The following is a 13,484-nucleotide window of genomic DNA, read 5'->3' as shown; positions in this document are numbered from 1 at the left end:
GGCTGGCGGGGGTGGCGGTCGTGGACGGCGAAGGCGAGCGTGCCGGGGCCGTGCGCGAAGACCACCGTGATCATCGGCGACGTCAGGGCGGCGTGCCGGACGGCGTTGGTGACCAGCTCCGACAGGACCAACAGCGCCGGCCCGATGGCCGGGTGCGCGAGGCCCACGCCGCACTCGAGGAGGACGAGCTCGGCGGTCTCCCGCGCCATCCGCACCGCGGAACCCATGGCGGGGACGGTCAGGACGTGCCGGTAGGGCAGGGCCTCGGCCTGCACGACGGTCATCATCGGCCTCCCTTTCTCATCGTCCATCGGGCCGCCTCGGCGGTACCACCACGCCTGCCTGAGCACGCCAATGTGAGAATGTAGCGAATTGCAGAACTATGCAATTTTCTCATGTCGACTCGACGCCGGTCGGGTCCCGCAAGAGACATGAGAGTGGGCGCCTTCCATCCGGAACCGCGCCTCGGCTGCGCGTCGGGGATCACGTCCCCGGTGGCCGGCAGGTGCTGGCGGATCGGGCCCGACACCCCGTCTTCGACGGCCTCTCGCCGACTTCACAGGCCGCGTCGGTAAAAGCTGGGCGCCACAGCACGCGCGGCCGCGGAAGGCCGCATGTGTGCGGGAGAGAGGGACGGCTGCCTCTCGGGTGCTGTCCGACTTCGCGGGAGACGGCCGCCGGTCGAGAGCCTTCACTACGACGGCGACCCCGCCTGACCCGGCGCGGCAAGCGGGTCACGCATCATTCGGGCGGCCGTGGGCCAGTCCTCGGTGCCTGGTGCGGTGTGTGGCGAGCGCGCTGGCCAGATCGCGGTGGACCGGGATGTCGGGGCCGTCGCCTGCCGGAACGAGGGACCCGTCGGCGGGGATCGCGGCCAACTCGAGGCTGCGGCCCACCCGGGCAAGGCGGCGCGCGGCCTCGGTGATGGCATGCTGTCCGGTGACCGACCAGCCGCGGAGCTCGGTCAGGTCGACGATGACCGGCCCTGCGCCGCGGGCGAGGACCCAGCCGATCGCGCCGTCGAATCGGCGGACGGCCTCCCCGCCTAGGTATCCGGTGATCGAGAGGATGTCGAGGTCCCGCTCGACGGTGAAGCGCCACTCGATGGTCATGTCATCAACTTCCTTACCGCGCGTTTCCGGTCCGGGGGTGTATCCGGCCCCGTGATCACGGGGTCGCTTTCCCCGTGCGCCGTCGGTGTCGCCGAGGTCCACTGCCGCCTGGTGGCCGTCATTCCCCGGCCGCCTGGACGAGGCGGAATCCACTTACTGTTCTCGCGCGGATACGCAGCAGGGCGTCGTGGGGGCCGTGTGTCCAGCCGGAGAGGTTGCCTCGGTAGTGGGCGGCCTCATGGGGGTCGGTGATCGCCTCGATGGGGCCGGAGACGGTCACCATCCAGCCGGTGCCGGTGTGGGCGTTCGCCTCGTCCACGTGATAGGTCACGGTCTCGGGCAGTGATGCCGCCCGTACCGGGGAGCGGAGGGCCAGGCGGCTGTACTCCCACACGTGCCAGGCGGGTCGTACGACGGTAGTTTCCCGCTGCGTGAAGATCAGCCGTCCCAGCATGGCTCCCGCCAGCAGCCACAGTGCCTCCGAGCCGGAGATCTCGATCATGCGCGGGGCATCGGGGGGTGCGTTCACGTGACTGGTTCCTCACTGATGCCGGTCGTGGTCTTCGAGCTCGTCTTCTCAGGAAGAACAGGCAGGAGGCCGGCCGTCTCGAGGTGGTCGCGGGCGGCGTGGATCGCCTCGGGCGTGGTGGCGTACTCGCGGCCGTCGTGGCGCAGCAGTTCGAGCGTGCCGACGGAGTGAAGGACCTGCCGCTGCTCGGGGCGTATTCCGGAGGCCAGGACGAGGATGCCGCGTCGCCCCAGCTTCTGAACCGCGTCCTTCAGGACTAGGGCGCCGGTGGCGTCGATGGTCATCACCCGGGACATGCGCAGGATGACGACCCTGACGTCGGCGACCTCGCTGAGTTCCAGGAGGAAGCGGTGGGCGGCGGCGAAGAACAGGGGGCCGTCGATGCGGTACGCGACGATGTGCTCGGCCAGCAGCGTGTGTTCCTCGGCGCTGTGGTCGCCGCGGTCGAGCGGTACCTGGTCGAGGCGGGCCTGCTTGGCCACGGCGCGCAGCGCGAGGGCGCCGGCGACGAGCAGGCCGATGATCACGGCGTAGACCAGGTCGAGTGCGAGGGTTGCCACGGCTGTCAGGACGAGGATCACGGCGTCGGAGCGGGTCGCCCTCGTCATCGCCTTCAGCGAGCCGACCTCGACCATGCGGATCGCGGTGGCCAGAAGGACGCCGGCCAGCGCGGCCAGTGGGATCTGGGAGACGAGTGGCGCGGCCGCGAAGACGATCACGGCCAGGACGGCGGCGTGGACCAGGGCGGCGAGCCGGGAGTTGGCACCGGTGCGGACATTGACCGCGGTGCGGGCGATCGCGCCGGTCGCCGGCACCCCGCCGAACAGTGGGGCGGCGATGTTGGCCAGGCCCTGCCCGAACAGTTCGCGATCCGGGTCGTGTCGCTGTCCGACGGTCATGCCGTCCGCGACCGACGCTGAGAGCAGGGACTCCAGGGCGGCCAGCGCGGCGACCGCCACCGCGGGGGCCAGGAGCGAGCCGAGCGTGCCAGGGTCGAGGAAGGACAACGAGGGCGCGGGCAGCCCAGCGGGCAGGTCACCGATGGGCGCGGCGGCTTCTAGGTCGAGGAGCGAAGCGACGACGGTCGCCGCGATGACGGCCAGGATGGAGAAGGGCACCGTGGGCCGCCAGCGCGCCCCCGTCAGCATGACGGTGGCCACCGCGAGGGCGAAGCCGACGGCCGTCCAGTTCGGGGACGCGGCGAACTCCTGAAGCGCGCGCCAGGCCACCACCAGCACCCGGTCGCCCTCCGGCGTTCCCATGCCAAGCGCGTTGGGGATCTGCTGGAGGCCGATCACGCACGCGATGCCCAGGGTGAAGCCCTCGACGACCGGCGCGGGCACATACCGCATATATTTCCCGGCCCGCAGCACGGCCAGTGCTACAAGGAGCATGCCCGCCATCAGGCCGACGGTCAGCACCCCGCCGGGCCCGTGCTGGCCGACGATCGGCACCAGCACCACTGTCATGGCGCCGGTCGGCCCCGACACCTGCAGGTTGGAGCCACCGAAGACCGCGGTCAGAGCGCCCGCGACCACGGCGGTCGCCAAACCCGCCTCGGCGCCGAGGCCGGAGGAGACCCCGAAGCCGAGTGCCAGCGGCAGCGCGACGATCGCCACCGTCAGCCCCGCGAGCAGGTCGCGGCGCGGGTCACGCCGGACCTCCAGCAGGTCGGTTCGGGAGGGCAGCAACGAGATGATCCGGGCCCAGGCCGCCCGGGTGGAGGTCGTGCTCATCGAGCGGCGACCTCGGCTTCCCACAGCTCGGCCAGCAACTCGTCCCGCCCGGCCAGCAACTCGGTGAGAATCCGCCGCGCGGCCCGCACCAGGTCGGCGACAGCGCCGCCGGCCAGCGCGTAGACCACGGCCTGGCCCTCCCGCCCCGAGGTCACGATCCCCGACCGTCGCAACACCGCGAGCTGCCGCGACAGGCCCGAGGGCTCCACCTCGATGACGGCCAACAGATCCCGCACAGGCTTCGGGCCGTCCTGCAACAGCTTCAGCACCCGGATCCACCCGGAATGCCCCAACATGCGGAAGAACTCGGCCTTGGCCTCGAACAGCGGAACGGACACGGCCCCTCGACTTCCACGACGGCGCCCATGGCTGGGCAGGCAAAGGAGCTGTGCCCGTGGCAACCGGTTTACGAGCACAGCCAATACAGCATCTTGCTAATTGCAAAATTTGGCAACTCCGATGCCTGTCTTGTGGGGTTTGCGTTTAGGTGGCCTCGTTACGTCGGGCCGACACCAGCGGAACCCCGGATCGGCCGGCGGGCGCGTGTCCCTCTCGCGACCGGCGGCCAGTGGGCCACTGCGAAACACAGGCGCGACATGCCGACAGCGGGCGATCCAGGATCAAGCCAGGCCGAGGCGACTCCCAGAAACCGGAACCGAACGAGCGCGGGGGCTGAGTCCGCAAGCCTTGGGGGCGCTCTCCGCGTCTCAGAGACCAGATCGCTTACCTACGTGGTGCTCTGCCCTTTCCCGGAGGCGCTCATCGTGTGTCTGGCCTGATGCCGCCCGCAGGTCGGCCAGGAGTTCGGCTTGGCCGGCCAGCACACCGGTGAGGATACTGCGCGCCACCCGCAGCAGCTCGGCCACATCGGGGGTGGTCAGGGAGTAGTAGACAGAGGAGCCCTCCTTGCGGGTGACCACCAGGTTCGCCCGCCGCAACACGGCCAGCTGCTGCGACAGGTGCGCCGGCTCGATGCCGACGTGCGGCAGCAACTCGGAGACGGAGTGCTCACGCTCGCTGAGCAGTTCAAGGACCCGGATCCGGGCCGGGTGCCCCAGAGTCTTGAAGAACTCCGCCTTCAGCTGATACAGCGGTCGACTCATCCCCCGCATCCCCACGCCGACTCACCAGCGGCATCCCGGCCGCTCCCGTCACCGGCTGACTCGTTCCGTGTCATGTCCCTCATCATCTCGCACCCAAGCGTAAGTGCACTCCTTGCTACTTGCTAACCTTGGAAAATGTAAGGCGACGAAGGGATGGCGGGCGGATCGCTCGACCCAGCGACTCCACCCACCGGCCACTAGGCCGCCCGCACTCCGGTGTTTCTTTCAGAGACGGCGTCCAACCGGGGTGCGGGCTCGCTCCTCACGGTCGGTGCCGGTCGCCGACCTGAAGGAAGAACCTCGTGAGCTGGAATCATGACCACCGTGACGGCATCGACGTGCTCACCGTCACCGGCTTCCTCCGCCACGACGTCACCCACCGGTTCGCTGACGGCGTCGACTGGGTGACCGCGCACAGCGCCGGCCCCGTCGTCTTGGACCTCACCCACCTACGCGGCTGCGACAAGCCCGGGGAACGCGCCGTCCTCAACGCGATCGACCGGCTCCTCACACGCTCCGCCCCCTTCGCGATCTGGGGCCTCGGCGAGACCACCGTGGACCGCGTCATCCCCGAGCGTCTACGCCACGTTCGCATCGCCTCGGATCTAGCCACCGCCCTGCGGGACCTCACCTCCGCGCTCTGATACCGCACGAACAACGCAGAAGGAAAACCACCCCATGCCCCAGGACGATCAAACCCCGCGCCGCTACACCGCCGAGAAGATCCCCCGTGGCTTGCTGATCCGCATGCTCGTCTACGCCGTCATCGGCAAGCTCTTCGCGGCCTTCCTCTTCTTTCTCTTCACCCTCGGCGACTAACGCCGCTCGGCCATGGCCGGCCATCCTCGCCGCCGACGTGGTCGTCGGTCGTGATCACTGGGCCAGGGCTCACATCGGCCAGCACGTGGTGTCGTTCTTCTCGACCGTCACCAGCCCGGCATCCGTCAGGTGCGACGTTGCCGCGGCGACCTGCTCGCTCGTCTCGACCTTGACGCCGAGGTGGTTCAGCCGAGTGTCCTCGCCGGGGGCGCCATCGATGCGGACGAGCTCGAGGGACGGGATGGAGATGGCGAAGTTTGCGTAGCCGGGCCGGCGCTTGGCCGGCTGGACGCTGAACAACGTGTACGTGCGATTTCCGCTGCGAGCACCGGGCACCCCAGCGACGCACCCCCGCCCCACGATGAGTTTCCTGATCTCCGGACTGCTGATGTTCCGGCCGCACACCGCCGAACCTGCCTCTCCGATCATCCTCCCATGCTTCCCAGAGATCGAGCTCGAGTTGCTACCCCGGGAACGAAGTCCGACTTCCCCGGGGGCCGCAGAAGACGCCGCCTGACATCCAGCCGACAAGCCCGACCGCCTACCCCGCCGTCGAGCTCACCGGCACGCCCACACCTTGCCTGAGCTGGGGTTATTTACTCGTCAGGGGAGGCAGCCGCTCGCACGCCGAGGCGCTCGGCTTCCCATGGCCCGAACCAGCAGACTCGGAAGAGAACGCCTGACCGAATTCATCCGGCTTGCAACTCGCTCCCCGACACGAGAGTGGGCGTGTGTCCGGCCGCGTCGCGGCAGGTCGCATTCCAGCCCCGGGGGCAGGATGTTCGACCGCAGCTGGCTGGCGGCTTCGGCCGTGGGACCGATCAGGATGCGTCGGGGCACGACAACAAGCATGCGGGGCAGACGTGTCGCTGAAGATTCATCCCCAAGCGGGGCATTTATCGGATCCCTGTAAGGAATAACCCATATCCACCTCCGCGCTGCACGCCCATGGGCACAGGGGGACGGCAGACACAGGGAGTCCGGAGAAGGTCTGCGCAAGGTCACCGGGGCCGGCAGTACTCCTGCGCCACCGAGAGGAAGGCCAGCTTCGCGCGCGTGAGTTCGTCGGGTCTGTCATGGCGTCGCAGGCAGTCGACGAGGTGTTGGGCTGCGGCGGCGGCTTCCGGCGGGCCTTCCAGGAGTACTCCCCCCAAGGCGCGTTGCAGCAGGACGTCGTCGTCGGCTTGGCCCCGTCCGTTCCGTTCGGTGAGGATCCTGGCGTCTGCGGCTCCGAGGAAGTCCGCGTAGGTCTGGCGGCGGAGGGCGAACTCGCGGTGGCCGGACTCGGCGCGAAGCGTCATGCGAACCGATTCGAGCAGCGCGTCCGCCTGACGGTCGCCCGCGTGCCGCGCCGCCGTAGCCTGCCGAATGCCGGCGCTGCGGGCGTACCAGCCGGTGACGACGCTACCTGCGATCGCCGATCCTGCGGCAATCAGTGCGATTCCCCAGTCACTCATGCCGCCATCCTCGCGATCAGCCACGGCATGCCACACCCCCCTTGCCGAATGTGCGGCGTGGATCACTCCCGACAGCCTTCGAACGCCGAGCGATAGGATCAAGCCATGTCGCCCGACGACGCGGAAGAAACCTCCCCGACCTGCGGAAACAGCTGTTGCCGTACACCAGTTTCAGATAGGCTGGATACTTACGGGCGACGGGCGACGGGCGACGGGCGACGGGCGAACGGCTCTGTTCGCGGCCAGGTCGGCGGTGGCGCTGTATCGCCTGCTCGACGTTCTCCCCATATTCTCCGGTGACGACCGGATCACCCGCTTGTTCACCCTCGTCCCCGGATCCGACTTCGAAGCCGACGCGCTCTCCGCGATCGACGCCCTCGGCGGCCACACGGTGCCGTGGAGCGAAGCGTGCGATGGCACGTACGACCTGGTCGTCGCTGCGAGCCCCAAGGGCGACCTGAGCCAGCTGCGCGGCCCGCACGTGCTCCTACCGCACGGCGCGGGCTTCAACAAGTCGATCCCCCACGAAGGTTCGGCCGACTCGGCATCCGGACTGGACCCTGCGTATCTGCGCCGAATCGGCCACGACGACACCCCGATAGCGCTGCACGCCCTGGCCCATCCCCATCAGGTCGCCAGGCTGGCCGCCACGGACCCGCCGGCCGCCCGGCACGCGAAGGTGATCGGCGATCTCACTCTGGAACGCGTCCTCACCTCGGCGCCACTACGCGACCGCTACCGAGCCTCGTTGGGCACCGGGGCCCGCAAACTGCTGGCCCTGGTCTCCACCTGGGGACCCGAGTCCCTCATCCAACAGCACCCCGGACTGCCCGCCCAGCTCGCTGCTCAACTAGCCCATGACGAATACCAGTTGGCATTGGTAGTCCACCCGAACGAGCGCAGCCTGCTCGGCACGTACGAGCTGACCGAACGCCTGGCGCCAGCCCTCGACGCAGGGATGATCCTGCCCGATTCCCACGAAGAGTGGGCCTCCGTCCTGATCGCCGCCGACGCCCTGATAACCGACCACGGATCTGCCGCCCTGTACTACTGCGCCGCCCAGGACCGACCCATCGTGAGCGTCCACCGAGGCGGCGGCGAACTGATCCCCGACAGCCCGATGGCCGTACTCCTCGGCCGGATACCGCAGTTGGGCCGCGCCGAGGACGTCGCCGAAACACTACGGGCGTACCGACCGGGTGCCGGGCACGCCGCCGCCCAGGCCGCGTTCGCGCCCCCCGGTGACGCCGTTGACCGCCTGCGCACAGAGATCTACGCCCTGCTCGGTCTCACGCCACCCGCCCACGACGTCGCCGCCCGGCCACTGCCCCTGCCCGCTCCCGCCATGCGTGTCCCCGCAGCGTTCGACGTCCACGTGGAGACCACCGCGGCCGGCTTCCGGATCACCCGGCACCCGGCCGGCAAAGCGCTGCCCGGCCACCACCTGGCCGTGGAGCACGGCGCCGCCGACGAACAACTCGCCCGTTCCGCAGGCCTGTTGTACCGTCGCCCGCTCCCGGCCTCCGCCGCCCCCGTGGACCTGGCCTGGACCGCCGACGGATGGACCCGGCACGCCCTGTCCGCCTACCCTGGCTGCCGCTCGGCCGCAGCCCTGCTGCCGTCCGGAGAATGCCTGCTCAGAGTCCGCGGTCACGAGCGGATGTACGCCGTCCAGACCGAACCGCGGCCCGAGCGAGGCCAGGTCGTACGGATCGACCCGGCCGTCGCACTGTCCGCCGTACACGCCAGGCTGCTCTCCCCCCAGCCCGCCCCGGAGAGCCGGACCATGCTGAACTGCCTCATCGGAGAACGGACTTTCCGTATCGTCCTCCGCCCGGCCACGGACACCGAGGCAACGCACGTGATCTAGCCCAGGCCGTTGCGCCGCCGGAGAGTCCGGGCCGTCGTACGATGCGCCTCAGCCTCCATCAGGCGCCCCTCGGCTGTGTCCAGGTCCCCGAGCGCGTCGTGGACGCGGGCCAGGTCGAAGCCTGCGCGCCGCCTGTCGGCCTGCCCGAGCGACTCCACGTACAGCGCACGGGCCTCGTCCGTCCGGCCGAGCTGGTGCAGGACACCGGCGAGGGCGAACGCCGAGCGTCCGATCAGCCTCTCACGCTCCTTCGCCACGAACCCGGCGTGCGCCTCGGACAGCAGCCGACACGCCGTCTCAAGATCGCCCACCTTCGCATTCGCCTCGCCCATCCGATAGGTCTGGAGCAGGATGCCGTACGGGTTGGGGATCGCCCGGTGCAATTCGCGGGAGCCAGTGAAGTCCTCCAAAGCGGAACTCCACTCACCCCGCGCACCCTTGAGCATGCCGCGGTGCTCGACGGCCGACGCGGCAAGCTTGCGGTCCCGTTCGGAGCCGCCCAGCAGCTGGGCGGCGGACATCGCCCTGTCGATCTGGACCTCGGCCTCGCTGAGCGCTCCCGACTCCCACAAGGCCCTGGCCAGTTGGCAGCGCGTGCGCACCAGCCATCCCGCGTTCCCTCCGTGCCGGACCGCCGAGTCGACGGCGCGCCGGAGGACCTCGAGCACCTCGGACTGGTGGGGGTGGTCCAGGGCATGCGTCCACACGGGCTCGGACAGGGCCACGACCTCGGTGTCCATCCCACGAGCGTGGGCCAGGCGCGAACACGCGAACACCACATGACGTTCCTCGTACAGCCAGTGGGCCGCCCGTTCGGCGCGTACGGCTCGGACTCGCTTGTCCTCGGTCGCCTTCGGATCCTCCAGCGGAACGTCCGGCACACTGGACACCGGGTGGAGAACATCCACGACGGTCAGCCGACGGCCGGCTGCGAACCGGTCGGCCAGCTGAGCCTGCCGTACGAACCAGCGCAGCAGCCTGACCTGTGCCTCCGCCACCTCACTGTCCGCCACCTCCCGGCGGGACCGACGCAAGGCGTGCGCGCGCAGCGGTCCCAGCAGTCTCATCTGGCCGCCCGCCGTCAGCGACAGCAGACGCAGGTCCAGTAATCCGGCGCGGTGCAGCTCGTCCAGGGCGTCCTGGCAGACCTCCGGTCCCAGTCCCGAGAGCGCGGTAGCGGAGTAAAGCGTGAACGTCCCGCCTGGATGGTGCGGAAGCAACCGGTAGAGCAGGGCCGCCGGATGGGACAGACCGGCGTAGGCCGTGTCCCAGACGTGCTCCACACCGGACACGCCCTTTTCGTCCAACTCCGCCCGGAGGTCGGCGAGAAGACGGGAGAGCGGACGCAACTGGTGCGCACGCACCAACTGGCCCGCCACATGCAGTGCCGCGGGCAGGCCGTCGCACAACTGGACCACCGCCCGTGCCGCCTCCGGGTCGGCGGCCAGCCGGTTGTCACGGACGATGAGCTCCAGCAGTTCCGTCGCCGCCCGCTCGTCCAGTGGCGGCAGTGCCACATCCTCCACGGCGCCGGCTTCGAACTCGTGGAGCGGACCGTGGCTCGTGACGATCACCACGCTGCCGCCCGACGCCGGAAGCAGGGGTACAACATCCGAGGCGTGGCGCACGTTGTCCAGCAGGAGAATCAGTTTCGCCCCGGAGGTCCTGCGCCAGTACTGCGCGCACCGGGCCGCGAACTGGACCTCCACCTTGTCCGGCTCCACGCCGAGGGATTTCAGCAACCGGGAGAGCACATCACCCGGGTCCACACTGTCGCCCACCCGAAAGTCCTCGAAGTCGACAGACAGTACATCGGTGATGGGGAAACGACCGCTCAGAGTGCGGGCGATCCGGTTGGCCAGCTCCGTCTTTCCCAGGCCGGTCGGCGCACGCAGCACGATGATTGGCGGGCGAGACCGGCTACGCCATTCCATCACCGCCCGCACGGCACGTTCCTGCTCCTCGTCGCGGTTGACGAAGTTCAGCGGCTCCGGCGGAAGTTCGACCCTCACACAGCCCCCTCGACCATCCACAGTACCCTGCACGCGCTGCCTGACGATCACGCACTCTAGAGACTTCCACCGCCCGGTGTCCGGCATGCCCGAAGACCTGGGAGCCTCGGACCTTCACGCAGGCGGCGGGTCCGGGGCTGGCAGAGGAGGGAGACTCAGGACTGGCCGAGACACGGCACGCCTCATCACACCTACTTTCACCCGAAGTGACCACCATCCAGCTTTGCCTCTCGTCGTTTCGGTGTCCGTGGGGTAGATCCCCGCAAGCGGCATCGTCGTACGGTCCAACGCTGCTGTACGTCGATCCGCCCCTCGACACACGGGAAGCGCCGATGACACTGCGGTCCTGGAGCAGCCAGCGGCATCGGACTCCAATAAGCTCGGGGCAGCTCAAGTGCTCGTAGTCGCGAACCAGGCGCCGGTGCAATATCAGGATCCCGTAGCTCCGCTCAACCCTCCACCGCTTCGGTTGCGGCACGAATCCTTTGATCCGCGGGTTACGTTCGACGACGTCGACGTCGATGCCCAGGCCGGCTCCGTGCGTGACAACCTGGTTCTTGAAGCCCTGGTCGACCAGAGCTGTGCGGACGGTGCCGCCGGCGTGTTGGGCGACCTGATCCAGCAGGATGAGGCCCGCGGTGTTGTCATGGGTGTTCGCAGCGAGGACGACGACCTCGATGACTAGGCCGAGGACATCCACAGCGAGTCCGCACTTGCGGCCGGGCACCTGCTTGGCCGGATCGTGGCCGGCCGTGACGGCGGGAACCCCGGCGGCCAAGCGGACACTCTGTTCGTCCAGGACCGCCGGGGTCGGGTCAAAGGTGAGAACGTCGATCTCGTCGACGGCACTTGGACCGCTGGCCACCATGCCCAGTCTGCGGCAGCGGCTCTGAAGGCGGCCGGCGCGGGCAGCGTGGCCGCCATCGCTCTCGGCAGCCACTCAACCGCTCCATCATCGACACAGCCGCGCTCGCCAATACCGACGACGACCGCGAAACAGCGCCGGGCACATTGACCTGCAACTTCAAGGAACGTGCAACGTGATCGCCATGCCGTTCGGTGTTTCACACGCGACCGGCTATGAAACGTGCCGCCGCCCCGTGCGAAGCGGTCATGTTCAGAGCGGCTGACTCTATCGGAGTGCCGAGCGTTCTAGTGAATCCGGGGAGGCGCTTCCCGCGACGCGGTTGCGTCGGGAGGACCATACCTCCATGACTGGAATGCCGGCCCGGCCCCAAGACGGCCTCGTCGCTCGACTCGCCCTCCCGTTGGCGGGGTCGGCGTCATGACGGACGTGTTCGCCATCGTGGCCGTCTGCGTGGTCTACGTGCTGGCGCTGATCTATCTGCGGATCGGGCTGCGGATCTGGCGGCGCGAGCCGTGGGCGGAGCCCAGGCGGCGCCATCCGGAGCGGCGGGGATGGCCCGAGTTGATCCGCCAGGTCGCGGCCACCTACGTCGGCGGGTGGCTGCTGCTCATGGTGGTGATCATCTTCTACTACGGCGGCGTGGCTCGACGCAGGCCGGACTTCGCCCTGCACGCCGCCACCGGCACCCTCTCGCTGATGGGCATCACCTTCCCGCTCTTCCTCGCCGTGTACTGGCTGGCGACCCGGCCGGCCGTCCAACGACTCGCCGCCACAATGCCGGGCGCCGCCCGGTATCGGTCCCTGCGGGAACGCCGGGCATCGCCCGACGGGCGTCAGCACGATGCCGAGGGCGACCATCCGCGGGACTGACACCGGCCCGCGCGAAGCGGGGCGGCGCTACGTCACGGGCCCCGCTCCCTCTACGGACGTCGCCCCTCGCCGTTCACGTCCGCAGGCGACCACCACCAGCAGCACGCCGGCCGCGAAGGGAAGCAGGATGTGCCAAGGGAAGTGGCCCGAGGGCGCGAAGCCGTGGATCGCGTACATCTCCAGGGCGTAGCCGACGGCGCCGAGTGCCACGAGCAGCGTGATCCAGGCGCCCGTCCCCCACTGGTGGCGCGCCGCCCGGGCGGGCGGCCGCGGCACGAGGCTCACGAGCACGATCAGTGGCACCAGCAGCGCGGCCAGCAGGATCACCCAGGCAAGGCGTAGCAGCCACCAGGCGCCGGTACCTGGTGCTTCGTCGGGGAAGAGTCCCAGGGGGTAGATGACGGCTGCGGCCGCCATCGCCGGTGCCATGTGCCACAGGTAGAGGCCCATCGTGGTGCGGTTGCCGGCGGAGACCCGCCGCCAGCGGCGGGGGTTCCGCAGCCAGCGGTTGGCCGCCGGCTCGGCCAGGACCAGCAGTCCGATGGCCACCAGGGCGTAGGAGAAGAGCGCGAGGGAGGGCGGCGAGTCGTTCTCGATCCGCGCGCCCGGCACCCCGATCAGGCTGATCGGGAAGGGACCGACGGTGACCAGCAGCACCCAGGCGACCGCGCCGACCACGATCATCAGCAGGGGGCGGATCCCGCGCAGCGCGCCGTCGTGCCAGGCGAAGCCCAGCAGGAACATCCCACCCCACACGAACAGGTAGTTCGCCGTGCCCACCACCGGGATGTCGGGCCCGAACACCAGCACGTCCACCACCGCGGCCAGCGCCACGAACACCACGAGCAGCCACAGCCCCACGCGCCGGTAGAGCGCCAGCAGCAGCGGTGTCAGGAGCACCAACAGCAGGTACAGCGGCAGGAACCACAGCTGCAGCGCCAGCGCCCAGCCGAGCTCGCCGAGCACTCGCCGGTCCACGCTGACGAGCAGGCACACCACCACGGCGACGGTGGCCGTGCCCACGTACACAGCCGTCGGCACGAGCAGCCCCCTGGCCCGCTCACCGGCTGGTCACCCACGCCGAGTTGGACGAGGCGCACACGGCCTG

At 69.5% G+C, this 13,484-nt stretch carries 13 protein-coding genes and 2 pseudogenes; 4 read left to right on the top strand and 11 right to left on the bottom strand.

Features of this window, described 5'->3' with window-relative positions; all coding sequences use genetic code 11:
- From E1283_RS18550 to E1283_RS18525, 6 genes are all read right to left on the bottom strand, one after another.
- Window positions 1-284, bottom strand: a 284-nt coding sequence (locus tag E1283_RS18550; RefSeq protein WP_132819193.1) for an ATP-binding protein, incomplete at its 3' end; no start/stop codon positions are given.
- A 450-nt stretch (window positions 285-734) separates the two neighbouring features.
- On the bottom strand, window positions 735-1,214 hold the full coding sequence (locus E1283_RS18545) for an STAS domain-containing protein (protein ID WP_425086198.1): 480 nt from the start codon (window positions 1,212-1,214) through the stop codon (window positions 735-737).
- Between the two features lie 16 nt (window positions 1,215-1,230).
- Window positions 1,231-1,641, bottom strand: a complete 411-nt coding sequence (locus E1283_RS18540) for a pyridoxamine 5'-phosphate oxidase family protein (RefSeq protein WP_243744936.1) — start codon at window positions 1,639-1,641, stop codon at window positions 1,231-1,233.
- Window positions 1,638-3,377, bottom strand: a complete 1,740-nt coding sequence (locus E1283_RS18535; protein WP_132819192.1) for a SulP family inorganic anion transporter — start codon at window positions 3,375-3,377, stop codon at window positions 1,638-1,640. Before E1283_RS18535 ends, E1283_RS18540 begins: the two co-directional genes overlap by 4 nt.
- Window positions 3,374-3,715, bottom strand: coding sequence for an ArsR/SmtB family transcription factor (locus E1283_RS18530; RefSeq protein WP_132819191.1), 342 nt, complete (start codon window positions 3,713-3,715; stop codon window positions 3,374-3,376). Before E1283_RS18530 ends, E1283_RS18535 begins: the two co-directional genes overlap by 4 nt.
- 369 nt (window positions 3,716-4,084) lie before the next feature.
- Window positions 4,085-4,480, bottom strand: a complete 396-nt coding sequence (locus E1283_RS18525) for an ArsR/SmtB family transcription factor (RefSeq protein WP_132819190.1) — start codon at window positions 4,478-4,480, stop codon at window positions 4,085-4,087.
- Window positions 4,481-4,782: 302 nt separating this feature from the next.
- Here E1283_RS18525 and E1283_RS18520 point away from each other — a divergent pair, with 302 nt between their 5' ends.
- Both E1283_RS18520 and E1283_RS37380 read left to right on the top strand, forming a co-directional pair.
- Window positions 4,783-5,124 (top strand): STAS domain-containing protein, encoded by a 342-nt coding sequence (locus tag E1283_RS18520; protein ID WP_132819189.1) that lies wholly within the window; start codon window positions 4,783-4,785, stop codon window positions 5,122-5,124.
- Window positions 5,125-5,158: 34 nt separating this feature from the next.
- Entirely contained in the window at window positions 5,159-5,299 is a 141-nt protein-coding gene (locus E1283_RS37380) for a DUF6126 family protein (protein WP_165956169.1), read from the top strand.
- A gap of 81 nt (window positions 5,300-5,380) precedes the next feature.
- On the opposite strand, the pseudogene E1283_RS18515 reads toward E1283_RS37380, so the two are convergent.
- Together E1283_RS18515 and E1283_RS18510 are read right to left on the bottom strand one after the other, a co-directional pair.
- A pseudogene (locus tag E1283_RS18515) lies at window positions 5,381-5,599 on the bottom strand (glyoxalase/bleomycin resistance/dioxygenase family protein); the annotation flags it as partial.
- A 701-nt stretch (window positions 5,600-6,300) separates the two neighbouring features.
- A complete protein-coding gene (locus E1283_RS18510) occupies window positions 6,301-6,756 on the bottom strand; it encodes a hypothetical protein (RefSeq protein WP_132819187.1) in 456 nt (151 codons plus the stop codon).
- Window positions 6,757-7,009: 253 nt separating this feature from the next.
- Between E1283_RS18510 and E1283_RS18505 the strand changes: the two genes are divergently transcribed.
- Window positions 7,010-8,626, top strand: a complete 1,617-nt coding sequence (locus tag E1283_RS18505) for a CDP-glycerol glycerophosphotransferase family protein (protein WP_243744935.1) — start codon at window positions 7,010-7,012, stop codon at window positions 8,624-8,626.
- Here E1283_RS18505 and E1283_RS18500 read toward each other — a convergent pair.
- Window positions 8,623-10,638, bottom strand: coding sequence for a tetratricopeptide repeat protein (locus E1283_RS18500; RefSeq protein ID WP_243744934.1), 2,016 nt, complete (start codon window positions 10,636-10,638; stop codon window positions 8,623-8,625). The genes E1283_RS18505 and E1283_RS18500 overlap by 4 nt on opposite strands.
- A 394-nt stretch (window positions 10,639-11,032) precedes the next feature.
- Window positions 11,033-11,455 (bottom strand): annotated as a pseudogene (locus E1283_RS18495) (transposase); the annotation flags it as partial.
- 468 nt (window positions 11,456-11,923) lie between these two features.
- Between E1283_RS18495 and E1283_RS18490 the strand changes: the two are divergent.
- Window positions 11,924-12,376, top strand: a complete 453-nt coding sequence (locus tag E1283_RS18490; RefSeq protein ID WP_132819185.1) for a DUF6256 family protein — start codon at window positions 11,924-11,926, stop codon at window positions 12,374-12,376.
- Between the two features lie 27 nt (window positions 12,377-12,403).
- Here E1283_RS18490 and E1283_RS18485 read toward each other — a convergent pair whose 3' ends face one another.
- Window positions 12,404-13,417, bottom strand: coding sequence for an acyltransferase family protein (locus E1283_RS18485; RefSeq protein WP_165956168.1), 1,014 nt, complete (start codon window positions 13,415-13,417; stop codon window positions 12,404-12,406).
- Window positions 13,418-13,484 lie beyond the last annotated feature (67 nt).

The organism is Streptomyces hainanensis (assembly GCF_004348415.1).
Taxonomy (GTDB): domain Bacteria; phylum Actinomycetota; class Actinomycetes; order Streptomycetales; family Streptomycetaceae; genus Streptomyces; species Streptomyces hainanensis.
This window is presented reverse-complemented; position numbering and strand designations above follow the sequence as displayed.